Raw genomic sequence first — 23,370 nt, forward strand, 5'->3', positions numbered from 1 at the left:
TGACCTCCCAGGGACCGTCCATACGTACGACGACAGCACTGTAATCGAACGGGGACGGCGGGCCGCCCACAGTGCATTCAGTTTCCATCCATTGCAACGCACCCTCTCGGGCTGTTGCTTTCCATTTGACTCGTTGCAACGATTCTGCACCTCTGACCTGCATCTATGCTGGAAATACGCAACGAAGGTGTTGCCGATTCTGAGAACGCAACGTAGCTTTTCCATTGTTGGAAACGACAAGCCCAGAGGAGATCACGATGCAGAAGTTCGCCACTCCCGCCCCGGTCACCGCCGTCCTTGACATCCCCGCCGGACGTGTCCAGTTCATCGCCGCGGACCGTGCCGACACCACCGTCGAGGTGCTGCCCGCCGACGCTTCCAAGAGCCGGGACACCAAGGCCGCCGAGCAGGCCGCCGTCACCTACGCCGACGGTGTCCTGCGGATCAGGGCCTCGGCCACCGCCGGCCGGCTCCTCGGCCCCTCCGGGGCCGTGGAGGTCACGGTCCGGCTGCCCGCGGGCTCCCGCGTCGAGGCCAGGGCCGACAGCGCCGAGCTGCGCGGCGTCGGGCGGCTCGGCGACATCGTCTTCGAGGGCGCGTACCGCAGCATCAAGATCGACGAGGCTGCGAGCGTCCGGCTCACCGCGAGCGACGGCGACGTCGAGGTGGGCCGGCTGGGCGGCCCCGCGGAGATCAGCACCGCGAGGGGCGACATCCGGATCGCCGAGGCCCTGGGCGGCACGGTCGTGCTGCGCACGCAGTCCGGTGACATCTCGGTCGCCGCCGCCGGCGGCGTCTCGGCCGCCCTGGACGCGGACACCGGCTACGGCCGTGTCAGCAACTCCCTCAAGAACGACGGCAGCACCGCACTCGACATCCGCGCCACCACCTCGCACGGCGACATCACCGCGCGCAGCCTCTGAACCAACAGCGCCAGAACTGTTCGGCCGAGCCCATCACCAGGGGGAAACATGACGAAGAACAGCACGTCCGCGACCGGTTCGACCTGGACCGGCATGGTGCCGGTCGACGACACGGCCCTGGCCGTCACCGACACCGGCGGGCCCGGGATCCCGGTGGTCTACCTCAACGGCCAGTTCGCCACCCAGGGGTACTGGCGGCGGGTCATCTCCGAACTGGGGGCGGGGTGGCGGCACATCACCTACGACGAGCGGGCCCGCGGCAAGTCGAAGCGGTCGGCGGACTATTCCTTCGAGGCCGCCGTCCGCGATGTCGACGCCGTTCTCGCGGCCCGGGGTGTGGACCGGGCGCTGGTGGTCGGCTGGTCCTACGGAGCGGTCGTCGCGGCGCACTGGGCCCACCGGAATCCGGAGCGTGCCGTGGGGGCGGTCCTGGTCGACGGCGCCTTCCCGTACGACTGGCTGGACGAGGCCATGGAGCAGCGGATCCGTAAGCTGTTCCGGCGGCTGGGCTGGTTCATGCCGCTGCTGCGCCCGACGGGCCTGACCCCGCGGATGACGGCCGCGCAGCAGGCCGAGAGCAACATCGAGCTCGGCAGGCTGTCGCGGGAGCGGGAGCTGGGTCCCGTGCTGGGCGGCATCACCGTCCCGGTGCGGTACGTGATCGCCTCGGGGACGTCCTTCGGCAGCCGCGGCGACGAGCAGGAACGGATCCGCACCGGCCTCGACGCGGTGACGGCCCAGTACCCGAACATCCGGATCGCCGCGAAGGTCGCCAGCAACCACGGGGCGCTCCTGAAGAAGGACTTCCGGGCCATCGCCGAGGCCGTACGCGAGGTCGCCGTCCTCCACAACGGGGAGCGCTGATCATCATCGCCGTCCGGATCGACCGCGTCCGTCCCGCGCAGGGTCCCCAGTGCCTCGCGCGGGACGTGTCACGTACCGGGGTCCTCGCCCGGATCCGCGAAGTCCCGTAGCAGGGCGTCGGCATCCTGGGAGGAACGCAGCCGCACTCCGGGGTCTCCCGTCACGCCCAGATCGCGGCGCATCGCTTCCCTCATCGCAGCTATCAGTGCCCAGACCTCATGCTGCGCCTCGGCGGCCGACCGCGTGCTCTCGCCAGGGCGTGGGTTGCCCTGCTCCAGGCGTTTGGCCTGTCCGTAGACCCTGGTAAGAGCGCCGTTCACCTCGCCGGCCGGGGCGATCACCGTGTCAGGCGCGATCATCAGCGCCTCTGACCAGCGATCCCGGTGGGCGTCCTTGGCGGCTTCCAGCACCTGTATGTCCTCGTCGCCGGGCGCACGGTCGCGCAGGATGTACAGATGGCGGCTCAGCGCCGTGCAGAACTGCCGTGCCTCGCGGTGCAGTTCCGAATAACAGCGCCGCCGCAGCTCCCGATTCTCGCGGGCCTCCTGGATGCCTGGGTCATCTCCAGCTCGCGCCGCTTGGCCCTCTCGGCACCCTGCTGGGTGAGCAACGCGCCCCCGAGCGTGCCCGCCACACCGGCCACGGCTATCAAGACCGCCCCAACATCCATGGGATCACCCTAGATCGGCGGCATCGCACAAGTCCCTGTGTGTCATGGCCAGTTCTGCCCACACCGTCTTGCCGTGGGCCGGGGCCTCCACCACGCCCTAGCGGTTCGCGTACGCCTGGACGATACGCAAGCCGTGTCCGCCCTCCGCGTCCTGCTCCGCCGGGGCCGGGAGGCGCGGGACCCGGTCGCCCCGGGCATCGGTGACCTCGATACGGAGAGTGTGACCGGCCCGCAGTGTCAGTCGCAGCCGGAAGTCCCTTCCCCGGACCCGTCCATGCAGGACGGCGTTGGACGCCAGCTCCGCCACGATCTGCGCGGCAGCCTCGTAGGGCACGCCCCAGTCGTCGAGTTGGCGCTCGGTGAGCAGCCGGGCCAGTCGAGCACCTCTTCGAGTAGCGGACAACTGCACCGCGAAGTGACGGGTGGGGGCGGTGATGTGGGCGGGGGATTTCCGGCTCATGTCACCCAGCGTGGCCGCACCTCCCTACTCTGAACAGCAACGACCCCGGTACGGAGGGTGACTGTCCGGACGCGTGGCGGGGTCGTACGGCTCGTACGTCAGGAGGGGAAGGCGTGGAGGACGAGGAAGCGGCGGCCGTGCTCAGGACGGTCGGGCGGCAGATCAAGATGTGGCGCGAGGCCGCGGGGTTGACGCAGCCGGAGCTGGGTTCGGCCATCGGGTACGGCGAGGAGATGGTGTCGTCCGTGGAGCGGGCGAGACGGATTCCCAAGCCCGACTTCCTGGACAAGGCCGACGAGGTGCTCGGGGCCGGGGGCAAGATCTCGGCGATGACGAAGGATGTGGAGGAGGCTCGGTATCCGAAGAAGGTGCGGGACCTGACGAAACTGGAGGACGACGCCGTCGAGCTCGGCGCCTACGCCAGCCTCCACATTCACGGCCTGCTCCAAACACCCGAGTACGCCCACGCCTTGTACGCCATGCGGCGGCCGGCCTACACCGAGGAAGAGATCGAGCGACTCGTCGCCGCCCGTATGGCCCGGAAGGCCGTCTTCGAGAGGGTGCCCCGGCCGCTCCTCACCTTTGTCCAGGAAGAGGCGACACTGCGGCGGCCCATCGGGGGCAGAATGGTTCTGCGGCGCCAGCTCGAACATCTGTTGGACGTAGACAAGTTGAGACACGTCTCGATCCAGGTCATGCCGACGGACCGGGAGGACCATGCGGGCTTGATGGGCCCGTTTCGGGTGCTGAAACTTCGGGACGGCAAGACGCTGGGGCACTCGGCGGGCCAGTTGCACGACAGAGTCATCAGCGACCCAAGAGACGTCCAGGTCCTGGAGATGCGCTATGGAATGATCCGAGCGCAGGCTCTCTCACCCCGGGAGTCACGAACCTTCATCGAAAAAGTACTGGGAGAAGAGACATGACACCCACCCCGCCGAAGTGGTTCAAGAGCAGCCACAGCGGAAACGACGATGCCGATTGCGTCGAGGTCGCCATATCCCCCACCCCCCACTCCACGGTCCACATTCGCGACTCCAAGAACAAGGACGCCGCCCGCCTGGCATTTACCGACGGTGCCTGGTCCGAATTCCTGGAGTTCGCGGTGGGACGCTGAGTCTCAGTCCTGGGCGGGGGCCGCTTCCTCAGCGGCGTTGTCGTTCTCTTCGGCCTCCGCTCGCTCCTTCTTCAGAGCGAGTTCCCGGGCCAGGGCCTCCGAGTAGAGCCTCATTTCCGCTTCTTTGCGCTCGTCGAACACCGATGCCTCCTTTGAATGCAGGGGTGTTGAGGGTGAAAAAGGGGGGCCGGTCAGGCGGAAGCGCGCTGGAACCGGGAACGGCAGTGGTCCGGGAGTGAGTGTGCCGACTGGTGGCAGGGTTCGTCAGGGATCAGCCGCCGCACCATCGTCATCGCACACCTCCCAGAAACAACTCGACCAGACCACAAGCCTCTTGGCTCGAAGATTACCCCGCCGCCACCCGATACGTCACGGTCGAATTACATTCACACACAGGTAATTCGCACGCCGTTCACTCGGCGAGGATGGACCCGAGTACCGCACGGTCGGTATCCGAAAAGCGTTCCACTGCCCCGGAGTCCAGCTCGCGGACTCTTTCCACATCGGCCCGTGCCTCGCCGAACCGCCCCATGAGCGCGTGCAGCACCGCCCGGCGGCACAACGCCCAGACGTACCCCGGCCGGAGTTCCACCGCCCGGTCCAGGTCGGCGAGGGCCTGCGCGTGGCGGCCGAGGTTGGCGAGAGACGCGCCCCGGCTCGCGTAGGCCGAGGCGTAGGCGGGGTCCAGGGACAGGGCGCGGTCGAAGTCGGCGACAGCCTCCTCGTCGCGGCCCTGGGCGCGTAGCGCGTCGCCGCGTTCGCAGCGGGCCCAGGGCCAGTCGGGGCTCAGGGCGAGGGCGTGGTCGAGGTCGGCCAACTGGCGTGTGGGGTCGCCCAGGGCGCGCCAGACCCGGGCGCGGCGGGCGAGCGCCCAGGCGTAGTCCGGCTTGAGGTCCAGGGCCCGGCCCAGGTCGCGAAGGGCGGCGTCCAGGTCTCCGCGGCGTTCGTGCGTGGCTCCCCGGGACGCCCAGGCGAACTCGTTGGCCGCATCGAGGCGGATCGCTTCGCTCAGGTCCCGGACGGCTTCGGCGTCGTGCCGGGCGAGCCGGTGGTGTTCGCCGCGCAGGGCGACGTACCAGGAGTTGTGCGGCTCCAGCGCGACGGCCCGGTCCAGGTCGGCGATCGCGGCGTCGTCGTCGCCCAGCTCCCTGCGGATTCCGGCCCGGTGACGGTAGGCGACGGCCAGTTCCGGATCCAGGGCGACGGCCCGGTCGTACTCCGTGAGGGCCTGCGGGAACGCGGCCCGGCCGCGCAGCTCGTCACCCCGAACGACCCGGGCCCGGGCCTGAGCGGGCGCGTCGAGCACCGCGCGGCGCAGGAGCAGGCCGAGTGCGGCGAGGATCCCCTCCGCGTCGAGGGCCGCCGTCAGGTCGGTGCCCCACTCGGCCACCGCCGCCGTGTCCCCGTCCTGCCCGGCCTCCACCAGCACACGCGCCCACTGCGCGGCCACGCCCGCACCGGCCTCGCAGGCGTGGACGAAGTCCCGCAGCGCCTGCGGCAGCGCGTCCCGCTCACCGGCGCACAGGAGGTGGTACACCTCGGCCAGGCGCAGGTTCCGCCACGTCTCGTCGGCCCACGGCTCGGCCCCGCCGGCCTCGGTCTCTTCGCGCCAGCCGCCGAACGTCCGCGCCAGGTGCCGCTGCCGTTCTGCCCACCCGCGCGGCGACCGGCTGCGCTGCGCGCGCAGCATCGGTGCCCGTACGACGTCGTGGTAGCGCAGGCGTCCCCCGCCGCGCTCGCCGACGAACGGCATGCCCCGCAACCAGGCGTAGAGCGGCTCCAGTTGGTCCTGGGGGCAGTCGGTGACCGCCCGGAACACGTCCGCGTCCAGCCATCTCGGCAGCGCGCAGGCCAGTGCGGCCGCCCGTCGTGCCGGGTCCCGCTCCCACCTCAGGAAGCGTTCCACCGCCGTGGCGCTCGGGTCGCCCACGTCGTCCGGGTCGGCGGGGCGGGATTCGGCGAGGGTGGAGACCAGGACGGGGAGGCCGCCGGTGAGGCGCAGCACCTCCTCGACGACCGGTTCGGCGGTCACGCCCTTGCCGGCGAGCAGGCCGCGTGTCTCCGTCTCGGTGAAGGGGGACAGCGCGACGTCCGTCACGAAGTCCGTCAGGCCGCCCCACAGGGCCGTGTCCAGGGGGCGCTGGCCCGCCGTGACCACGACGGTCGTGGCCGGCATGGCGCCGTAGCGGTCGGTGACCATCGTCTGGTGCAGCCAGTGGTCCAGGTAGGGGGCCGTCCGCTCGTACGTGTCGAGGAAGAGGGCGATCCAGGGAGCCGAGGCGGCGGCCTCCGTGAGCTCGCGCAGGAGCACCGGTGTGAGCACCTGCTCCGGGGCGAGGACCAGCCGCACGTCCTCGTGGTCGCGGAAGCGGGCCAGCACACTCTCCCGGAACCGGTCCACTGAGCCCGCGAGTTCCTCGGAGTCGAGCATGCCCGCGAGGGGGCCGACCACCGGGACCATCCCCAGCGCGACCGTCCCGGCCCGGGCCACGATCCTGCCGCCCGCCGAGGGGCCCGCGTCCTCCGCCCGCGCGTCCAGGGCGGCGAGCGCGGCCAGTTCGGCCTCGTGCCTGCGTTCGTCGTGGGCGGCGAGCATGCGGTCGAGTTCCTTCAACCGGCGGCCCTGCGCGGTGAACTGGCGGCTGATCTCCGCCATCACCTCCGGCACGCTGCCGGCGCTGTCGTCCACGTACGCGGTCAACGCGCCCCGTTCGCGGGCGATCTGCTCCAACTCCCGCAGGAGGAAGGTCTTTCCGACACCCGCGTTGCCGTGGACGTGGAAGCGGAAGCGGTGGCGTTCGTCCTGCGGAGGAGTGCCGAAGTTCGCGCGGAACAGAGCCCGTTCAGCGGCCCGGCCGACGAAACCGGCCCGGGTCCGCTGCCGTATCAGGTCCTGCATCGAAGGCCTGGCCTGCGCCATCCGTACGTCCCCCTCGCCTCGCCCGTCCGGCTTCCGCCGTCATTGTGTCGCGTCGGCCACCCAGACTCGGGAAGAATGATCGCCATGGCCACCTCCCCAACCTCACGCCGCGGCGCGCTGCCTCTGGCCGCCGCCCTGCTCACCGCATCCGTCGCGCTCTACATGGCGCTGGTCGCGTTCGGGAACATCACCGACTTCGGCACCAACCAGCAGTTCGTCCGCCATGTTCTCGCCATGGACACCACGTTCAAGGACGAGGACCTGATGTGGCGGGCCGTCACCAGTACGGGACTTCAGGACACCGCCTACGTCCTGATCATCGTCTGGGAGACCGTCTCGGCGCTCGTCCTCATATACGGGACCTGGCTGTGGGCCAGACGGGACCAGCAGCAGGCGCGGCGGATGTCCACCTACGGGCTGCTGATGGTGCTGCTGCTGTTCGGGGCCGGGTTCATCGCGATCGGCGGCGAGTGGTTCTCGATGTGGCAGTCGAAGAGCTGGAACGGGCTGGACGCCGCCACCCGGGTGTTCCTGTTCAGCGGGCTCGTGCTGATCGTCAACCACCTGCCGTCCAAGCAGGCGGACTGAACTACCTGACCACGGTCACCGTCGTGCCGACCGTGCCGAACGCCCACAGTGCCGTGCCGTCCGCCTTCCGCATCCTGACCCCGCCCGTCTTGGCGCCGGAGTCGGCGGGCGGCGGCGAGGCGCCGTCGACCGCGTTGGAGAACGCGACGGAGACGCCGGACTTCGCGGCGAAGTACATGATGTGCTCGATCCGGACGCCGTCCGAGCCGGTCGTGGCCTCGGTGCGGGACGACACCGTGTAGGTGCCCGGGTCGGGGCTGACCGTGCCGGGCCACACGGTGAACGTACGGCGGGTCGCCTCGCTCGCGTCGACCAGCCACACCCGCTTCTCGCCGAGGGAGTAGACGATGCGGCGGCCGGTGCCGGAGCCGTCGGGCACCCTGGCCGGGGCGGACGCGGTCGGGGTGGGCTGCGCGCCCGCCGACGCCGAGGCGCTCGGCTTGGCCGAGGTGGCGGCGGGCTGAGGGCCCTGGTCCGCCTGCACGGCCAGGACCGTCACCGCGGCTATCGCTCCCACGGTCAGCCCGGTCACCCAGGCCCACGAGGGAAGTCGGGCAGGCACGGGCACGCATCTCCTCAGTCACGGGACCCCGCGGAACGGGGGTTCCGATCATCGTACTGCGAGCCCGTCGCTCCCCAGGCGGCTCAGGGTCCGTCGACGGTCTTCCGGACGGGCACCGGGCCGGTGCCGGCTCCGTGGGCGGTGTAGAGCGGGGTGCGGACGGGGGCCGGGTAGGAGAGGTGCACGAGCCGGGTCTGCTCCTGCCGCATGTGGGTGAGCGACTCGAGGATGTAGCCCACGAGCAGGACGAGCGCGGCGATGGTCATGATCGCGGCGGCGAGGATCGCCGTGGGGACACGGGGCACCGTGCCCGTGCGGACGAAGTCGGCGATGACGGGGATGCCGAGGACGACCGAGATCAGGGCCAGGACGCCGGCGATCACGGTGTGGACGAGGGAGGGGCGCTCCCGGCGGGCCAGGTCGAGGATGACCCGCAGGATGCGCCAGCCGTCCCGGTAGGTGCGCAGCTTGCTCTCGCCGCCGGCGGGCCGGACCCGGTAGTTCACGACCACCTCCGCCGTGGGAAGGCGCAGGTGGAGGGCGTGGATCGTCATCTCGGTCTCGGTCTCGAACTCCCGGGCCAGCGCCGGGAAGGACTTCACGAAGCGGCGCGAGAAGACCCGGTAGCCGCTGAGCATGTCGGTCACGTCGTTGCCGAACAGGGACCGCACGGCCCCGGTGAGCACCTTGTTGCCGACCGCGTGCCCGGTCCGGTAGGCACCGTCGTCCGTCACCCGGCGGGCGCCGACGACCTGGTCGTAGGGCCCTTCGAAGAGCAGGTCCACCATGTCCCGGGCGCGCGAGGAGTCGTAGGTGTCGTCGCCGTCGATGATGAGCAGGGCGTCGGCGTCGACGTCGGCGAAAGCGCGGCGAATGACGTTGCCCTTGCCCTTGCGGGATTCCTGCCGGACGATCGCGCCCGCCGCGCGGGCGACCTCCACGGTGCGGTCGGTGGAGGCGTTGTCGTAGACGTAGACGACGGCCTCGGGGAGGGCCGCGCGCAGGTCGCGGACCACCTTGCCGACGGCCGCCTCCTCGTTGTGGCACGGCACGACACACGCGATCGTCGGTTCCACGACCACTCCCCACTCCTCGTCCGAGCACCCGAATCCGAGCATCCGAGCCGGTGTCGAATAGTCACATATGAGGGAAATCATGCGGTATAAGCGCGTCCATGAGGTGAGGGCGCGCCGGGTGGCTACTCTCGCTTCGTGCCGGTTCTCACCTCTATGACACGTTCCGTCCGTGATGCCGTCCGGGATGTCTGGCGTGAGGCCGCGAAGTTCTCCGTCGTCGGGGCGCTGGCCTTCGTCGTGGACAACGGCGGCTACAACCTGCTGGTCTTCGGCCTGCCCGGCGGCGCTCCGGGCGGGCCGATGGGGAGCTCTCCCGTCCAGGCGTCCGTCGTCGCGACGAGTGCGGCCGCGCTGTTCAGCTGGGCCGGGAACCGCTACTGGACCTACCGCCACCGGCACCGCGAGCAGGTCTCCCGCGAACTGGTCCTGTTCCTCGTCGCGAACGGCGTCGGACTCGCCATCACCGCCGGCACGGTCTTCGCGTCCCGGCAGTTGCTCGGGCTCGACTCGGCGCTCAGCGACAACACCGCCCGCATCCTCGGCTGGGTGCTCGCGACGCTGTTCCGCTTCTACACCTACCGGCGCTACGTCTTCGTCGCACCCTGAGCCGTGGGCAACCAGCCACCCGCTAGCATCCGGCATATGGGACAAATGCCGTGGCTGCCGCGTGCGCAGCGCTGGGTCTGGGGGCTGGCCGCCGTCGCCGCGGTCTGTTGCCTGGGCACGATCCTCGTGTTCACCCCCGGCTACCTGAGTCCCGACAGCCTCGACCAGCTCCGGCAGGCCGAGGGGAAGACGCCCCTGACCGACTGGCACCCGCCCGTGCTGAGCCTGGTGTGGCGTGCCCTCATCGCGGTGACCGGCTCCATCGCGTCCATGCTCGTCCTCCAGGCCGTTCTCTTCTGGGGAGCGCTCTGGGTGCTGGCCTGGTGCGTCTGGGACCTGACCGCGAGCCGCGGCGGTTCGCTCGCCGTACTCGGCCTCGGTCTGGCTCCCTTCGTGCTGACGTTCGTCGGGGTGGTGTGGAAGGACGTCCACGCGGCGGTCGCACTGCTCGCCGCGTGCGCGGTCGCGCTCACCGGGCTGCGGCTGCGGAACCACCGGCCTCCTCGTCCCGCCGTGCGGTGGGGGCTGCTCTGCCTGGGCGTGCTGTTCCTCGCGTACGCCATGCTGGTGCGCAAGAACGCCTTCTTCGCCGCGCTGCCCGTCTTCGTCATGCTGGTCCTCGCCCTGTGGCGCGCTCCCGGACGCCGTACGTGGGTGACGTGCACGGCGGCACTCCTGGCCGCCCTGGTCGTACCGACCGCCGCCATCTCCCTGTTCGCGCGGCCTCTCGGCACGAAACAGGCCGCACAGATCATGATCGACGACCTGGTCCACGTACTGAAGGCGGACGAGCTCCGGACGGCGGACGTACCCCCCGCGCTCAGGGACCGGCTCGTGGCGTCCGCGCAGGAGTGCGAGCGCGTCGGGGCCCTGTCGGACGCCTACTGGGCCTGCTACGAACGCCCCGCGGACGGGCTGCGCGGGGACTCGGGGGAGATCACGTCCCTGTGGCTGCGCGAGATGAGCGGGCATGTGCCGGACTATCTCCAGTACCGGCTGCGGCTCTTCACGACTCTGCTGTTCGAGACCGACGATCCGTACAAAGCGGGGATCAGCCGCAACGACATGGGCATCGAGGTGGCGCATCCCCGGCTGGAGGACATGCTCGGCACGTACGTCAACGGCATGGTGACGGACGTGCGGTGGCTGTTCCGCGGATGGTTCTGGCTCGCCGTCGCGCTGGTGCTCGCCATCCGCCCGGGCAAGGGCCGGTTCTCGATGCCGGTCCGGGCGCTGGGCATCAGCTCGGCGGCCTACATCCTCGGCTATCTGCCGATCATGCCCGCGACGGACTTCCGCTACGTCTACTGGCCGGCGATCGCCTGCACGCTCGGCCTGCTCCTGCTCTGGCTGGGCCGGGGCACGGCTCTCCCACCGCCGAAGACCCCCGGCGCCGCGCCCGACCGTGCCGTGACGGCACAGCAGCCGACGGACGCCGGGGGTCGGTAGGTCCTGGCCGGTGGCTCAGTCCAGCACCGGCAGCAGCTCCGGCAGACGCCCATCCGACGCCTGTGCCGCCCGCTGCCGCTCCTGCGGGACCTCCCCGTACAGGGTGTTCCGGGGCTTCGCCGGGCGGCCCGCGGCGTCGGCCACCGCGATGAGGTCCTTGACCGACTTGTACGAGCCGTAGGAGGAGCCGGCCATGCGGGAGATGGTCTCCTCCATGAGCGTCCCGCCGAGGTCGTTGGCGCCCGAGCGGAGCATCTCGGCCGCGCCCTCGGTGCCCAGCTTCACCCAGCTGGTCTGGATGTTGGGGATGTACGGGTGCAGCAGCAGCCGGGCCATGGCCGTCACCGCGCGGTTGTCCCGCATGGTCGGGCCGGGCCGGGCGATGCCCGCCAGGTACACGGGCGCGTTGGTGTGCACGAACGGCAGCGTCACGAACTCGGTGAAGCCGCCGGTGCGCTGCTGGATGCCGGCGAGGGTGCGCAGGTGGCCGAGCCAGTGCCGGGGCTGGTCGACATGCCCGTACATCATCGTCGAGGACGACCGGATGCCCAGCTCGTGAGCCGTCGTCACGACGTCGATCCAGTCCGCCGCGGGCAGCTTGCCCTTGGTCAGGATCCAGCGGACCTCGTCGTCGAGGATCTCCGCGGCCGTGCCCGGGATGGTGTCCAGGCCGGCCTCCTTGGCCGACGTCAGCCACTCCCGGACGGACATGCCGGTGCGGGTCGCGCCGTTGACGACCTCCATCGGCGAGAAGGCGTGCACATGCATGCCGGGGACGCGTTCCTTCACGGCCCGCGCGATATCGAAGTACGCCGTGCCGGGCAGGTCCGGGTGGATGCCGCCCTGCATGCAGACCTCCACCGCGCCGACGTCCCAGGCCTGCTGGGCCCGGTCGGCGACCTGGTCCAGGGACAGGGTGTAGGCGTCGGCGTCCGTGCGGCGCTGGGCGAAGGCGCAGAACCGGCAGCCCGTGTAGCAGACGTTGGTGAAGTTGATGTTGCGGGTGACGATGTAGGTGACGTCGTCACCGACGGCCGACTTCCGTACGTCGTCGGCGACCCGGGCGAGGGCGTCCAGGGCCGGGCCGTCCGCGTGCAGCAGGGCCAGTGCCTCGTCGTCGGTGAGCTTCGTGGGGTCGTCGGCCGCCGTGCGCAGGGCCTGCCGTACGTCGGTGTCGATGCGCTCCGGTGCCATGCCCGGGGCGGCCGCCTCGCGCAGGGCGCCCCAGTCGCCGTACACCTCGTCGAAATCGTCCCGGCGGTCGCTGCTGCGGCCCTCGCTGTCGATCGAGGAGTGCAGGTCCGTGCGGCCTGACGCGACGAAGACCTCCTCCGGCTCCTGCCACGGCAGGCCCTCGGGGAGGGCCTCCGGGCGGGCGAGGCCGGTCTCCGGGTCGGCCAGCGCGGCCACGTGCGGGCGCAGCCGCGGGTCCAGCCAGGGCTCGCCGCGCCTGACGAACTCCGGGTACACGCAGAGCCGTTCGCGCAGCTCGAACCCGGCGGCCCGGGACTTCTCGGCGAGCTGCTCGATCTGCGGCCAGGGCCGCTCGGGGTTGACGTGGTCGATGGTCAGCGGGGACACCCCGCCCCAGTCGTCGATGCCGGCGCCGATCAGCCGCTCGTACTCGTCGTCGACGAGGTTGGGCGGGGCCTGGATGCAGCCGCTCGGGCCCATGAGGAGGCGGGCGACGGCCACCGTGGCGACCAGTTCGTCCAGTTCCGCGTCGGGCATGCCGCGCATCGCGGTGTCCGGCTTGGCGCGGAAGTTCTGGATGATCAGCTCCTGGACGCCGTGGTAGGCCCGGGAGACCTTCCGCAGCGCGAACAGCGACTCGGCGCGCTCCTCGTGGGTCTCCCCGATGCCTATGAGCAGCCCGGAGGTGAAGGGCACGGAGGAGCGGCCCGCGTCCTCCAGGACGCGCAGACGGACAGCCGGTTCCTTGTCGGGGGAGCCGTAGTGGGGGCCGCCCGGCTCCGACCAGAGGCGGGTCGCGGTCGTCTCCAGCATCATGCCCATGCTGGGCGCGACGGGCTTGAGCCGCTGGAAGTCGGTCCAGGACATGACGCCCGGGTTCAGATGGGGCAGCAGGCCCGTCTCCTCCAGGATGCGGATGGAGATGGCTCGGACGTAGGCGATGGTGTCGTCGTAGCCGTGCGCGTCGAGCCACTCGCGCGCCTCCGGCCAGCGGTCCTCGGGCTTGTCGCCGAGGGTGATGAGGGCTTCCTTGCAGCCCAGGGCCGCGCCCTTGCGGGCGATGTCCAGCACCTCGTCGGGGGACATGAACATTCCGTGGCCGTCCCGGCGCAGCTTGCCGGGGACGGTGACGAACGTGCAGTAATGGCACTTGTCCCGGCACAGCCGGGTCAGCGGGATGAAGACGCTCTTGGAGTACGTGATGACGCCGGGCCGGCCGGCCGCCTCGAGCCCCGCGTCCCGCACCCTGGCCGCCGAGGCCGCCAGGTCCTCCAGGTGCGCACCCCGGGCCTGGAGCAGGATGGCCGCCTCGGCGACGTCGAGGGAGACGCCGTCCCTGGCCCGTTTCAGGGCGCGACGCATGGAGTTCTCGGTGGGGCCGGTTCCGGGGGTCGCGGAAGTCGTCATCCTTCGAGCATACGATCGCGCTGATCAGCTCGGCCGGACCCCGTCAGTGGAAGGCCAGCCATCCGATGCCCAGGGCGGACACGAGACCGCTGAGGGCCACGGCGAAGGGCCTGTTGCGGTGCTGCAGGCCGAACCAGACCAGCGCGGCGGTCACGAGCACGGCCGTCGTGCCGATCCCGGCCCGCAACAGCCCCTGGCTGTAGCCGTATTCGGTGAAATGCCGCGCGAGCCACGATAACCAGGCAAGCCTCATGACGCCGTGCTCTCCCCCTGTGTCAGGGCCGAGTGGTCAGCTCGGCAAGTTGTCAGGTACCTGGAAGATATCGCGTGAGCCCGTCGAGTGCCCTCAGCACCTCCGCCTCCCCCGCCGGCGGCAGTTGCGCCACGACCTCCTCGATGCCCAGGTCCGCGTAGTGCGCGAGCTTGCCCGGGGTGGGGTGAACGGCGTACGGGACCACGTGCAGGGCCTCGGGGTCGCGGCCCGCGTCGGTCCACGCGGCGCGCAGCAGCGGCAGGGACCCGGCCAGACCGCGCCCGCCGATGGGCAGCCAGCCGTCGCCGTACTCGCAGATGTGGGCGAACAGCTTCGGCCCCGCCGCCCCGCCGAGGAGCGTGCGCGGGCCGACGACCGGGCCGCGCGGCTTCCGGACGGGCTTTGGGTACGCCTCACTGGCCCGGATACTGCCGAACTCCCCCTCGTACGCGACGGGTTCCGGTGACCACAGCGCCCGCATCAGCGCCATCCGGTCCCGGACCAGCTCGCGCCGGGTGCGCCACGTCACGCCGTGGTCGGCGGCCTCCTCGACGTTCCAGCCGAAGCCGACCCCGAGCGTGAACCGGCCCCCCGACAGGTGGTCGACGGTCGCGACCTGCTTGGCCAAGTCGATCGGGTCGTGCTGGGCGACGAGCGTGATGCCCGTGCCGAGCCCGAGCCGCTCGGTGACGGCGGCGGCCTGGCCGAGCGCCACGAAGGGGTCGAGCGTTCGGCCGTACTCGCGCGGCAGCTCGCCGCCCGCCGGGTACGGGGTGGTCCGCTCGACGGGGATGTGCGTGTGCTCGGGCAGATACAGCCCGGCGAAACCACGGTCTTCCAGCTCGCGTGCGAGCCGGGTCGGGGTGATCGTCTCGTCGGTGAGGAAGATCGTCACGGCGATGCGCATGAGCTATCTGTACCTGGGGGGAACCCGACTGTCCATACCGACCGGTCGGCATTTCACGGCAGCTCACCCGGCGGGCTGACGGGAGGCCGCCGCGCTTAACCGGGGTTCCCCCAGAAAGCCCCGGCGTTCACGAAGGCGGCCACAGGTGCCCCTACATGACCGCCTCCGTTGGTCCCGGCGGTGAACTCCTGCTCCATTCGGCGAGCGAAGACGCCGTTGAGGCTGCTGACCAGCTTGGAGACGACGGCCTCCCGCGGGTGGCGGACCGGCAGGTGTACGTGATCGCGATCGTCAATGAGCGGCTTCTGCACCGCATCGAAGTCCTCGCCCACCTGGCGCAAGCGTCGACTCGAACGCAATTGCCCACATCGTGTGCAATTCCGGTTAGATGTGATCTTTCACTGCGAGCGGCCACGAAGCATCCATACGGTGATCGACATGCAGCTCCGTTACAACTACCGGGTCTATCCGGATGCCTCCCAGCGCCGCGCGTTGGCCAAGGCGTTCGGATGTGCCCGCGTGGTGTGGAACGACTGCCTGCGCCACCGCAGGGAAGCGCACGCGGCGGGGCTGCCGTATGTGAAGTCGGCGGAGCTGTCCCGGCTGCACATCACGCAGGCCAAGCGCACCGAGGAACGCGCCTGGCTCGCCGACGTGTCAGCGGTCGTCCTGCAACAGTCCCTGCGGGACCTGGACACCGCCTACAAGAACTTCTTCGACAGCCTGCGGGGCAAGCGGCAGGGCCGCAAGGTCGGGCCGCCCCGGTACAAGTCGAAGAAGGACACGCGGCAGTCGATCCGCCTCACCACCAACGCCTTCTCCCTAAAGAATGACGGCACGGTGTACTTGGCCAAGGTCGGCAACCTCAAGGTCCGGTGGTCGCGCCGGCTTCCGGCCGCGCCGACGTCTTTGACCGTCACCAAGGACAGTTCCGGCCGGTACTTTCTCAGCTTCGTCGTGGACACCGAGCCCGACATCCTCCCCGAGGCCGAGACCGAAACCGGTATCGACCTCGGCCTGTCTGTCTTCGCCGTCCTGTCCGGCGGCACGAAGATCAGCGCTCCGCGTTTCCTGCGCCGGGCGGAAAAGAAACTCAAGCGCCTTGGGAGGGAGCTGTCCCGCAAGGCCAAGGGATCGAAGAACCGGGCCAAGGCCCGTCTGAAGCTCGCGCGCCAGCACGCCAAGGTGGCGGACCGGCGCCGGGACTGGCACCACAAGGCATCAACAGAGATCATTCGCGACAACCAAGCGGTGTATGTGGAAGACCTCGCGGTGTCCGGTCTCGGCCGCACTCGGCTCGCCAAGTCCGTGCACGACGCGGGATGGTCGGCGTTCGTCGGCATGCTGGAGTACAAGGCGGTAAAACACGGCCGCACCTTTGCCAAGGTGGACCGTGCTTTCCCGTCCTCTCAGGTCTGCTCAGTCTGCGGATTCCGGGACGGCCCCAAGCCGCTCCACGTCCGTCAGTGGATGTGCGGCGCGTGCGGCACCGTGCATGACCGCGATCACAACGCAGCCCGCAACGTCCTGGTCGAAGGACGTCGTATCGTCGCCGCCGGGCGGGCGGAGACACTAAACGCCTGTGGAGCGCCGGCAAGACGGGCACACGTGCCCGCACAGCGCGGTGAAGCAGGAAGCCCCCGGAAGAGTCAGCTGACTCTGGCCGGAATCCCTGGACTTTAGGCCAGGGAGTACGTCAACTTGGGAAGCGTGAGCTTCGCTTCATCGGCCAACGGGGACCGGCAGACCAGAACCGTGCGCGGCACCCTGCCGCCCGGCTCCCCCGACTTCGTGTACGTGCCCGTCGAGGTCCCGGCCGGTGTCCGGGAGCTCAAGGTCGCCTACACCTACGACCGCCCGTCCGTCCCGGCCGGCACGACCGGCAACGCCCTCGACATCGGCATCTTCGACGACCGCGGCACCGAGCTCGGCGGCCGGGGCTTCAGGGGCTGGTCGGGCGGGGCGCGCACGGAGTTCTTCATCCGCGCGGACGAGGCGACGCCCGGATACATCCCGGGCCCGGTGGACGAGGGCACCTGGCACATCGCGCTCGGCCCGTACACGGTCGCCCCGCAGGGCCTGTCGTACGAGATCACGATCACGCTGACGTACGGCGAGCCGGGTGAGACCGTCCGGCCGGTGTACCCGCCGGACCGGGCCAGGGGCCGGGGCCGTGCCTGGTACCGGGGCGACTGCCACCTGCACTCCTGGTACTCCGACGGCCGCCGCACTCCCGCGGAGATCGGGGCGCTGGCGCGGGCGGCGGGGCTGGACTTCATCAACTCCTCCGAGCACAACACCCACTCGGCGCACGCCCATTGGTCGGACGTGGCCGGGGACGACCTGCTGGTCATGCTGGGCGAGGAGGTCACCACGCGCAACGGCCACGTGGTGGCGCTCGGCACCGACCCGGGCACCTTCGTCGACTGGCGCTACCGGGCCCGCGACAACCGCTTCGGCCGTTTCGCCGGCCGGATCCGCCGCGCCGGAGGCCTGGTCGTCCCGGCCCACCCGCACGCCACGTGCGTCGGCTGCAACTGGAAGTTCGGCTTCGGCGAGGCGGACGCGGTCGAGGTGTGGAACGGCCCCTACACGCCCGACGACGAGGTGACCCTCGCCGACTGGGACAGCATGCTGGTGGCGTCGGTGCGGGACGGGCGCGACTGGATCCCGGCGATGGGCAGCAGCGACGCCCACCGCGACCCGGACGCCGTCGGGCACCCCCAGACGGTCGTCCTGGCCGACGACCTGACCCGGCAGGCCATCCAGGAGGGCATCCGGGCGGGACGGTCGTACGTCGCCGAGTCCGCCAAGGTCGACCTGTCGTTCCGGGCGTCCGGCGGGCGCGGCGCACACGCGGGCATCGGCGAGCGGTTGCGGGTGGACCGCGACACCCCGGTCACCGTCCGCCTGGAGGTCACGGGCGCCCCGCGCTGCACGGTCCGCTTCGTCACCGACCAGGGCGTCCTGCACACGAGCGCCCCGCTGCCGGTGTCCGGCTCGGGTGCCGTCGAGTGGCGTACGACCCCGTCGTACGCGGCGTACGTACGGGCGGAACTGCGGCACGAGGCGGCGGCGGGGCCGGTGCCGGGGGCGCTGGCGGCGTTCACCAACCCGATCTTTCTCGGGCGTCAGTGAGATCGGGTGTGGACCGGGTGTAGCCCGCCCGGGAGATCTTCGGTCAGGCGATCCCGACTCCCACTCCGCCGGAGGTGGAGCACCGCGTCTCGCACCGCATCAAACGCCAGGACGTGGTGTTCCGGGAGAACCCGAATCCGTACAGCACCGTCATCCACGAAGCCGCCCTGCACATGCGGGTCGGTGGCCGACGGGTGGCCCGTGAGCAGCTCAAGCATCTGATCGACATGAGCGAGCGGGACCACATCACCCTTCGGGTACTTCCCTTCGACGTCGGGGCGTTCCCGGGATCAGGCCAGTCCATCAACTACCTATGCGGTCCCGTACCGGAGCTGGACACCGTACAACTGGACCAGTTTCACGGTGCCGTACTGCTCGACGCCGAGGCACATTTGGAGAGGTACCGACGGCTCTTGGACGTCGTCGAGGCCGCCGCGCTCAGCCCCGAGAAGTCCCGGGACCTGATCCACGCCATCGCCCAGAATCTGTAAAAGGAGCCGGTATGCCCACGCACCGCTGGCAGAAGTCGTCCTACTGCCAGGAAGGCGATGCCTGCGTCCACATATCCGTCAGCCCCGACTCCGTCCGCATAACCGACCGCCCCGACCCGCCCCACGTCATCATCAGCACCAGCCACACCGCATTCCGCGCCCTGCTCTCCTACGCCAGGTCGGCCACGACCGCCGCGTGATCCGAGGGCCACACCCCGTCCACCGGGCCGTCGCACGCCCGCCGGACGTCCCGTACGCGGCCGAGTCCGCCGGGGCCGGGCGGGCCCACGTGGATGTAGTCGATGCGCACGCTCGGCTCATGGGTCGGCGCCACGTACGGGTTGGCCGCGTCCCAGGTGGCGGAGGGGGCGGCCGGGTCTGCGTACTCCCAGGCGTCGAGGAGGACCTGGCGGGGCACGGCCGGGGCGGTCTTGTAGCCGCCGAGCAGGCGGACCTCGTCGGAGTCGGGCCAGGCGTTGAGGTCGCCGGTGACGACGGGCGGGAACGGTGTGCCGCCGCGGTGCCGGGCGACGAACCCGGCGAGCGCGGCGACCTGGCCGCAGCGGACCGCGGAGGCGTCCGGGGCGGAGGCGAAGTGGGTGGTGAAGAAGGGAACTTCGTGGTCGGGGCCGGCCAGGCGGGCGTACAGGGCCAGCCGGCCGTCGTCCGTGTCTACCGGGGCGGGCAGCGGCAGCACGTCCCGGTCCACGACCGGCCATCTGCTGAGCACGGCGTTGCCTATGTCCACCGTGGGGTCCCCGATCCGCCGTCGCCAGCGCTCCGGGGTGGGCGAGGGAGCCCAGGCGCAGTGCAGGCCCAGCTCGGTGGCCAGCCACTCGGCGAGGTTCTCGCCGTCGGCGGCCCACACCTCCTGGAGGCCGACGACGTCGGGGCGCAGTTCCCGAAGAGCCGTGAGAATCGCCTTCTGCCGCGCCTGCCAGGGCCCGAAGCGCCACCACAGGTTCCACGTCACGATCCGCATCCGCAGCCACCCGCTCTCGTCCCGCCGCGTCAGGGATCATTGAAGCAGGAACCGTTGCAGAGACGGTGAGAGCTTCGTGCGAAGGAGATGCCCGACGATGTCCCGTCTCGCAGACCTCAAGTTCCGGGCCGCCACGTCCTTCCAGCGCCGCGTCAACCCGATCGTGCGGCGCCTTCCGCTCCAGTCCGTCCTGGAGACGAAGGGCCGCGTCTCGGGCCTGCCCCGGCGCACCCCGGTGGGGGGTCGCCGCGTCGGTGACTCCTTCTGGCTGGTGTCGGAGTTCGGTGAACGGTCGCAGTACGTCCGCAACATCAAGGCCGATCCGCGGGTACGGGTGCGGATCCGGGGACGGTGGCACACAGGGGTCGCGCATCTGCTGCCGGACGACGACCCGGTGGCGCGGCTGCGGCGGCTGCCGAAGGTCAACGGGCTGGGGGTGCGGGCGTTCGGGACGGATCTGCTGACGGTGCGGGTGGATCTGACGGACTGACCACCTACTGGCGCGCGGGCCTCACCCCGGCCACACGATCGCCTGCACCTCGCTGTACGCGTGCAGGGCGTACGAGCCGACGTCCCTGCCGACACCGCTCTTCTTGAAGCCGCCGAACGGGGCCTCCATGTTGCGGCCCACGGTGTTGACGCCGACACCGCCGGCCCGCAGACGCCGGGCCACGCGGAAGGCCCTGGCCACATCGCCCGACCAGACGTAGTCGATGAGGCCGTAGTCGGTGTCGTTGGCCAGGGCCACGCCTTCCTCCTCGTCGTCGAAGGGAATGACGACCACCACCGGGCCGAAGATCTCCTCGCGGGCCACGCACATGTCGTTGGTGCAGTCGGCGAGGAGGGTCGGGGTGACATAGAAGCCGGCCGGCAGGGCCGGGCGGTCGCCGCCCGTGACGACCGTGGCGCCTTCCTTGCGGCCGAGTTCGACGTACGACTCCACCCGGTCCCGGTGCGCCGCCGAGATCACCGGACCGACCACCGTGTCCGGCTCGCGGGGGTCGCCCACCTTCAAGCGGCGGGTGTACGCGGCCAGTTGCTCGACCAGGCGGTCGTAGATGCCCCGCTGCGCCAGCACCCGCGTCGGTGCCGTGCAGATCTGGCCGCTGTAGAAGGAGAACGTCGTACCGATGCCGGCGACCGCCGAGCCGAGGTCGGCGTCGTCGAGGACGATCGCCGCGCCCTTTCCGCCCAGCTCCATCAACTGCCGTCTCATGCCGCGCCCGCACACCTCGGCGATGCGCTGCCCGACCGCCGTGGAGCCGGTGAAGCTGACCATGTCGACGTCCGGTGAGTCCACGGCCGCCTCACCGACCTCGGTACGCGCACCGCTGACGACGTTCACCACCCCCGGCGGCGCTCCCGCCGCCTCCAGGGCCTCCGCCATGCGGTAGACCGACAGGGGATCCTGCGGTGCAGGCTTCACCACGACCGTGTTGCCCATCGCGAGGGCGGGGGCGATCTTGCCGGCCGGGTTGGCCCAGGGGTTGTTGTACGAGGTGATGCACGTGACGACGCCGACGGGCTGGCGGACGGCGAGTGCGCCCATGACGCCCGCCCGCCCCATCGGCCCGGCCTCGTTGATCTGCGGCGGGATCGCCCACTCGGCGGGCTCCACGCGCGCGTAGCGCCTAAAGCGGGCGGCGGCGACCCCGACCTGCATGCCGCGTGCGGTGCCGGTGGTCGCACCGGTCTCGGCCCGGGCCAGCTCGGCGTACGGCACGAGACGGTCCCGGATGATGTCCGCGGCGCGGGCCAGGACCGCGGCCCGCTCCTCCGCGGGCGTGGCCGACCACGGCCCGAAGGCCTCGCGGGCCGCGGCGCAGGCCGCGTGCACCTGATCCCGCGAGGCCTCCGGCGCCCACCCGACGGTCTGCTCGGTCGCCGGGTCGATCACCTCGTAGTGCCCGCCGTCCGGCTCCACCCAGGAGCCGCCGACGAAGAGTGACTGCCGTGCCGTCACCTCGTGCTCACCGTCTCCGTGTCCCGGCCGGACCGCAGCACCCGGCCCGGCACGGCGCCTGTCACCACGTCGTCCCGGATCGCCTCGACCCCGTTGACCCACACGGCCCGCACGCCCAGCGCCCTGGAGTCCAGCCGCGGGCTGTCGCCCGGCAGGTCGTGCACCAGGGTGGCCGGGCCCGCGTCGATCCGCTCCGGGTCGAACAGGACGAGGTCGGCGTGCCAGCCCTCCCGCACCTGCCCGCGCTCCCGCAGGCCGAAGAGCCGGGCCGGGTCGTCGGTCAGCATCTTCACGGCCCGCTCCAGACCGACCAGCTTCCGGCCGCGCAGACAGTCCCCGAGGAACCGCGTCGTGTACGGCGCCCCGCACATCCGGTCCAGATGAGCGCCCGCGTCGGACCCGCCGAGCAACACGTCCTCGTGCTGCCAGGTCTGAGCCCGCAGCGCCCAGGACGCCGGGTCGTTGTCGGGCGGCATCGGCCACAGCACCGTGCGCAGTTCGTCATTGGCGCAGATCTCCACCAGGCACGCGAAGGGCTCCTGCCCGCGCTCCTCGGCGATGTCCTCGACCACGCGCCCGGTCAGCCCGGCGTTCGCCTCGCTGTAGGTGTCGCCGATGACGTACCGCCCGAAGTTCGCCAGCCGCCGGAAGACGCCCGCCTCCTTGGACCGGGCGCGCCGCAGCATCTCGTCCCGTACGTCCGGGTCGCGCAGCTTCTCGATCCGCTCGGGCACGGGCAGCCCGAGAACCGGTCCCCACCCGGGGATGAGGTTCAGCGCGCAGAACGTGCCCAGGGACATGTTCATCGGCGTGAGGATCGGCATGGTCAGCGCCACGACCCGGCCGCCCGCCTTGCGCGCCTGCTCGCTCGCCAGGAGCTGCCGGGGCACCCGCTCGGGCACGGCCGCGTCGATGGTCAGGACGTTCCAGTTCAGCGGCCGCCCGGCCGCCGCGCTCATCTCCACGAACAGGTCGATCTCCGCGTCGCTGAACTGATCCAGACAGCCCGCGACGATCGCCTCGATCTGCGTGCCCTCGTGCTCCCCGACGGCCCGCGACAGCGCCAGCAGCTCGGCCGGCCCGGCGTGCCGGGAGGCGACCGGCTTCCCGTCGCCGTCGGAGTGGCTGGTCGACTGGGTGGTGGACAGCCCCCAGGCCCCGGCGTCCATGGACTGCCGCAACAGCCGCACCATCGACGCCAGTTGTTCCCCGGTCGGCTGCCCGCCGACGGCCTGCGGCCCCATCACGTACCGGCGCAGCGCACAGTGCCCCACCATGAACCCGGCGTTGACGGCGATCCGCCCCTCCAAGGCGTCCAGGTACTCCCCGAAGGAATGCCAGCTCCAGGGCGCCCCCTCCTCCAGCGCCACCAGCGACATGCCCTCGACCTTCGACATCATCCGCCGCGTGTAGTCGGCGTCCTCGGGCCGGTCCGGGTGCAACGGCGCGAGGGTGAACCCGCAGTTCCCGCCGGCGACGGTGGTGACCCCGTGGTTGAGGGAGGGCGTGGCGTACGGATCCCAGAAGAGCTGGGCGTCGTAGTGGGTGTGGGGGTCGACGAAGCCGGGGGTGAGGACGAGGCCGGTGGCGTCCTCGCTTGTGCGCGCTTCTTGAGTGACCTCACCGATGACGGCGATACGCCCGCTCAGGATGCCGACGTCGGCGGTGTAGGCCGGGTCGCCTGTCCCGTCCACGACGGTCACACCTTTGATGACGTGATCGAGCATGAGCAGTCAACTCCCTTGAGACCGTTGCCCTAGAGGGGCGCGGGGAACTGCGCGACCGGCCGCGAACCACCCG

The 23,370-nt window shown here is 70.8% G+C and carries 22 protein-coding genes and 3 pseudogenes; 12 read left to right on the plus strand and 13 right to left on the minus strand.

From position 1 onward, the window contains the following. Positions 1-257 precede the first annotated feature (257 nt). Together ACIBL4_RS27830 and ACIBL4_RS27835 are read left to right on the plus strand one after the other, a co-directional pair. Positions 258-923, plus strand: coding sequence for a DUF4097 family beta strand repeat-containing protein (locus ACIBL4_RS27830; protein ID WP_399414536.1), 666 nt, complete (start codon positions 258-260; stop codon positions 921-923). Positions 924-971: 48 nt separating this feature from the next. After that, positions 972-1,787, plus strand: a complete 816-nt coding sequence (locus ACIBL4_RS27835; protein ID WP_399414537.1) for an alpha/beta fold hydrolase — start codon at positions 972-974, stop codon at positions 1,785-1,787. 68 nt (positions 1,788-1,855) lie between these two features. Here the strand turns inward: ACIBL4_RS27835 and ACIBL4_RS27840 are convergent, their stop codons facing one another. Beyond that, a complete protein-coding gene (locus tag ACIBL4_RS27840) occupies positions 1,856-2,197 on the minus strand; it encodes a hypothetical protein (RefSeq protein WP_399414538.1) in 342 nt (113 codons plus the stop codon). Positions 2,198-2,557: 360 nt separating this feature from the next. After that, positions 2,558-2,917: pseudogene (locus tag ACIBL4_RS27845) on the minus strand (ATP-binding protein); the annotation flags it as partial. A gap of 113 nt (positions 2,918-3,030) precedes the next feature. Here ACIBL4_RS27845 and ACIBL4_RS27850 point away from each other — a divergent pair. After that, positions 3,031-3,843 carry a helix-turn-helix domain-containing protein gene (locus tag ACIBL4_RS27850; RefSeq protein ID WP_399414539.1) on the plus strand — a complete coding sequence of 271 codons (813 nt, stop codon included), beginning with the start codon at positions 3,031-3,033 and terminating at the stop codon, positions 3,841-3,843. Further along, entirely contained in the window at positions 3,840-4,034 is a 195-nt protein-coding gene (locus ACIBL4_RS27855) for a DUF397 domain-containing protein (RefSeq protein ID WP_399414540.1), read from the plus strand. Before ACIBL4_RS27850 ends, ACIBL4_RS27855 begins: the two co-directional genes overlap by 4 nt. 3 nt (positions 4,035-4,037) lie before the next feature. Here the strand turns inward: ACIBL4_RS27855 and ACIBL4_RS27860 are convergent, their stop codons facing one another. Both ACIBL4_RS27860 and ACIBL4_RS27865 read right to left on the minus strand, forming a co-directional pair. Then, a complete protein-coding gene (locus ACIBL4_RS27860; protein WP_351409813.1) occupies positions 4,038-4,175 on the minus strand; it encodes a hypothetical protein in 138 nt (45 codons plus the stop codon). A gap of 271 nt (positions 4,176-4,446) precedes the next feature. Then, complete coding sequence (locus ACIBL4_RS27865) at positions 4,447-6,954, minus strand: tetratricopeptide repeat protein (RefSeq protein WP_399414541.1); 2,508 nt, start codon at positions 6,952-6,954, stop codon at positions 4,447-4,449. Positions 6,955-7,038: 84 nt separating this feature from the next. Here ACIBL4_RS27865 and ACIBL4_RS27870 point away from each other — a divergent pair, with 84 nt between their 5' ends. Beyond that, positions 7,039-7,542, plus strand: coding sequence for a DUF2165 domain-containing protein (locus ACIBL4_RS27870; protein ID WP_399414542.1), 504 nt, complete (start codon positions 7,039-7,041; stop codon positions 7,540-7,542). A gap of 1 nt (position 7,543) precedes the next feature. Here the strand turns inward: ACIBL4_RS27870 and ACIBL4_RS27875 are convergent, their stop codons facing one another. Together ACIBL4_RS27875 and ACIBL4_RS27880 are read right to left on the minus strand one after the other, a co-directional pair. Continuing rightward, on the minus strand, positions 7,544-8,104 hold the full coding sequence (locus tag ACIBL4_RS27875) for a hypothetical protein (protein WP_399414543.1): 561 nt from the start codon (positions 8,102-8,104) through the stop codon (positions 7,544-7,546). A gap of 83 nt (positions 8,105-8,187) precedes the next feature. Further along, positions 8,188-9,186 carry a glycosyltransferase family 2 protein gene (locus ACIBL4_RS27880; RefSeq protein WP_399414588.1) on the minus strand — a complete coding sequence of 333 codons (999 nt, stop codon included), beginning with the start codon at positions 9,184-9,186 and terminating at the stop codon, positions 8,188-8,190. 147 nt (positions 9,187-9,333) lie between these two features. Here ACIBL4_RS27880 and ACIBL4_RS27885 point away from each other — a divergent pair, with 147 nt between their 5' ends. Together ACIBL4_RS27885 and ACIBL4_RS27890 are read left to right on the plus strand one after the other, a co-directional pair. Then, the gene (locus ACIBL4_RS27885) at positions 9,334-9,786 is read left to right on the plus strand and encodes a GtrA family protein (RefSeq protein WP_399414544.1); all 453 of its coding nucleotides are present in this window, start codon (positions 9,334-9,336) and stop codon (positions 9,784-9,786) included. Between the two features lie 36 nt (positions 9,787-9,822). Beyond that, positions 9,823-11,235, plus strand: a complete 1,413-nt coding sequence (locus ACIBL4_RS27890) for a hypothetical protein (protein WP_399414545.1) — start codon at positions 9,823-9,825, stop codon at positions 11,233-11,235. Between the two features lie 15 nt (positions 11,236-11,250). Here ACIBL4_RS27890 and ACIBL4_RS27895 read toward each other — a convergent pair whose 3' ends face one another. The 4 genes from ACIBL4_RS27895 to ACIBL4_RS27910 all read right to left on the minus strand — a co-directional run bounded on the left by ACIBL4_RS27895 (position 11,251) and on the right by ACIBL4_RS27910 (position 15,328). Further along, on the minus strand, positions 11,251-13,836 hold the full coding sequence (locus ACIBL4_RS27895; protein WP_399414546.1) for a bifunctional FO biosynthesis protein CofGH: 2,586 nt from the start codon (positions 13,834-13,836) through the stop codon (positions 11,251-11,253). Between the two features lie 43 nt (positions 13,837-13,879). After that, positions 13,880-14,089 (minus strand): hypothetical protein, encoded by a 210-nt coding sequence (locus ACIBL4_RS27900; protein WP_399414547.1) that lies wholly within the window; start codon positions 14,087-14,089, stop codon positions 13,880-13,882. 52 nt (positions 14,090-14,141) lie between these two features. Beyond that, complete coding sequence (locus tag ACIBL4_RS27905) at positions 14,142-14,996, minus strand: LLM class F420-dependent oxidoreductase (protein WP_399414548.1); 855 nt, start codon at positions 14,994-14,996, stop codon at positions 14,142-14,144. Between the two features lie 95 nt (positions 14,997-15,091). Then, on the minus strand, positions 15,092-15,328 hold the full coding sequence (locus ACIBL4_RS27910; RefSeq protein ID WP_399414550.1) for a transposase: 237 nt from the start codon (positions 15,326-15,328) through the stop codon (positions 15,092-15,094). 106 nt (positions 15,329-15,434) lie between these two features. On the opposite strand from ACIBL4_RS27910, the gene ACIBL4_RS27915 reads away from it, so the two are divergent. The 4 genes and pseudogenes from ACIBL4_RS27915 (at position 15,435) to ACIBL4_RS27930 (ending at position 18,825) form a co-directional block, all read left to right on the plus strand. Continuing rightward, positions 15,435-16,679: an RNA-guided endonuclease InsQ/TnpB family protein gene (locus ACIBL4_RS27915; RefSeq protein WP_399414590.1), complete on the plus strand. Its 1,245-nt coding sequence runs from the start codon at positions 15,435-15,437 to the stop codon at positions 16,677-16,679. A gap of 12 nt (positions 16,680-16,691) precedes the next feature. Continuing rightward, a pseudogene (locus ACIBL4_RS27920) lies at positions 16,692-18,134 on the plus strand (CehA/McbA family metallohydrolase); the annotation flags it as partial. A 26-nt stretch (positions 18,135-18,160) separates the two neighbouring features. Continuing rightward, a pseudogene (locus ACIBL4_RS27925) lies at positions 18,161-18,625 on the plus strand (DUF5753 domain-containing protein); the annotation flags it as partial. Between the two features lie 11 nt (positions 18,626-18,636). Then, on the plus strand, positions 18,637-18,825 hold the full coding sequence (locus ACIBL4_RS27930; RefSeq protein ID WP_399414551.1) for a DUF397 domain-containing protein: 189 nt from the start codon (positions 18,637-18,639) through the stop codon (positions 18,823-18,825). Here the strand turns inward: ACIBL4_RS27930 and ACIBL4_RS27935 are convergent. Next, positions 18,795-19,607 carry an endonuclease/exonuclease/phosphatase family protein gene (locus tag ACIBL4_RS27935; RefSeq protein WP_399414552.1) on the minus strand — a complete coding sequence of 271 codons (813 nt, stop codon included), beginning with the start codon at positions 19,605-19,607 and terminating at the stop codon, positions 18,795-18,797. The genes ACIBL4_RS27930 and ACIBL4_RS27935 overlap by 31 nt on opposite strands. Before the next feature lie 97 nt (positions 19,608-19,704). Between ACIBL4_RS27935 and ACIBL4_RS27940 the strand changes: the two genes are divergently transcribed. After that, on the plus strand, positions 19,705-20,097 hold the full coding sequence (locus tag ACIBL4_RS27940; protein WP_399414553.1) for a nitroreductase/quinone reductase family protein: 393 nt from the start codon (positions 19,705-19,707) through the stop codon (positions 20,095-20,097). Positions 20,098-20,118: 21 nt separating this feature from the next. Here ACIBL4_RS27940 and ACIBL4_RS27945 read toward each other — a convergent pair whose 3' ends face one another. After that, on the minus strand, positions 20,119-21,570 hold the full coding sequence (locus ACIBL4_RS27945) for an aldehyde dehydrogenase family protein (protein ID WP_399414554.1): 1,452 nt from the start codon (positions 21,568-21,570) through the stop codon (positions 20,119-20,121). After that, positions 21,567-23,297, minus strand: coding sequence for an amidohydrolase family protein (locus tag ACIBL4_RS27950; protein ID WP_399414555.1), 1,731 nt, complete (start codon positions 23,295-23,297; stop codon positions 21,567-21,569). Before ACIBL4_RS27950 ends, ACIBL4_RS27945 begins: the two co-directional genes overlap by 4 nt. Between the last annotated feature and the right edge of the window lie 73 nt (positions 23,298-23,370).

Origin of the sequence: Streptomyces sp. NPDC050416, from assembly GCF_044458845.1 — a bacterium.
In the GTDB taxonomy this organism is placed as follows: Bacteria; Actinomycetota; Actinomycetes; order Streptomycetales; family Streptomycetaceae; genus Streptomyces.

Bases quoted from the DNA above. Each gene is read 5' to 3' on its own strand.
- ACIBL4_RS27930 (WP_399414551.1), top strand. From the start codon at position 18,637: ATGCCCACGCACCGCTGGCAGAAGTCGTCCTACTGCCAGGAAGGCGAT.
- ACIBL4_RS27890 (WP_399414545.1), top strand. From the start codon at position 9,823: ATGGGACAAATGCCGTGGCTGCCGCGTGCGCAGCGCTGGGTCTGGGGG.
- ACIBL4_RS27870 (WP_399414542.1), top strand. From the start codon at position 7,039: ATGGCCACCTCCCCAACCTCACGCCGCGGCGCGCTGCCTCTGGCCGCC.
- ACIBL4_RS27855 (WP_399414540.1), top strand. From the start codon at position 3,840: ATGACACCCACCCCGCCGAAGTGGTTCAAGAGCAGCCACAGCGGAAAC.
- ACIBL4_RS27865 (WP_399414541.1), bottom strand. From the start codon at position 6,954: ATGGCGCAGGCCAGGCCTTCGATGCAGGACCTGATACGGCAGCGGACC.
- ACIBL4_RS27895 (WP_399414546.1), bottom strand. From the start codon at position 13,836: ATGACGACTTCCGCGACCCCCGGAACCGGCCCCACCGAGAACTCCATG.
- ACIBL4_RS27940 (WP_399414553.1), top strand. From the start codon at position 19,705: ATGTCCCGTCTCGCAGACCTCAAGTTCCGGGCCGCCACGTCCTTCCAG.
- ACIBL4_RS27905 (WP_399414548.1), bottom strand. From the start codon at position 14,996: ATGCGCATCGCCGTGACGATCTTCCTCACCGACGAGACGATCACCCCG.
- ACIBL4_RS27950 (WP_399414555.1), bottom strand. From the start codon at position 23,297: ATGCTCGATCACGTCATCAAAGGTGTGACCGTCGTGGACGGGACAGGC.
- ACIBL4_RS27915 (WP_399414590.1), top strand. From the start codon at position 15,435: ATGCAGCTCCGTTACAACTACCGGGTCTATCCGGATGCCTCCCAGCGC.
- ACIBL4_RS27900 (WP_399414547.1), bottom strand. From the start codon at position 14,089: ATGAGGCTTGCCTGGTTATCGTGGCTCGCGCGGCATTTCACCGAATAC.
- ACIBL4_RS27835 (WP_399414537.1), top strand. From the start codon at position 972: ATGACGAAGAACAGCACGTCCGCGACCGGTTCGACCTGGACCGGCATG.
- ACIBL4_RS27830 (WP_399414536.1), top strand. From the start codon at position 258: ATGCAGAAGTTCGCCACTCCCGCCCCGGTCACCGCCGTCCTTGACATC.
- ACIBL4_RS27935 (WP_399414552.1), bottom strand. From the start codon at position 19,607: ATGCGGATCGTGACGTGGAACCTGTGGTGGCGCTTCGGGCCCTGGCAG.
- ACIBL4_RS27885 (WP_399414544.1), top strand. From the start codon at position 9,334: ATGACACGTTCCGTCCGTGATGCCGTCCGGGATGTCTGGCGTGAGGCC.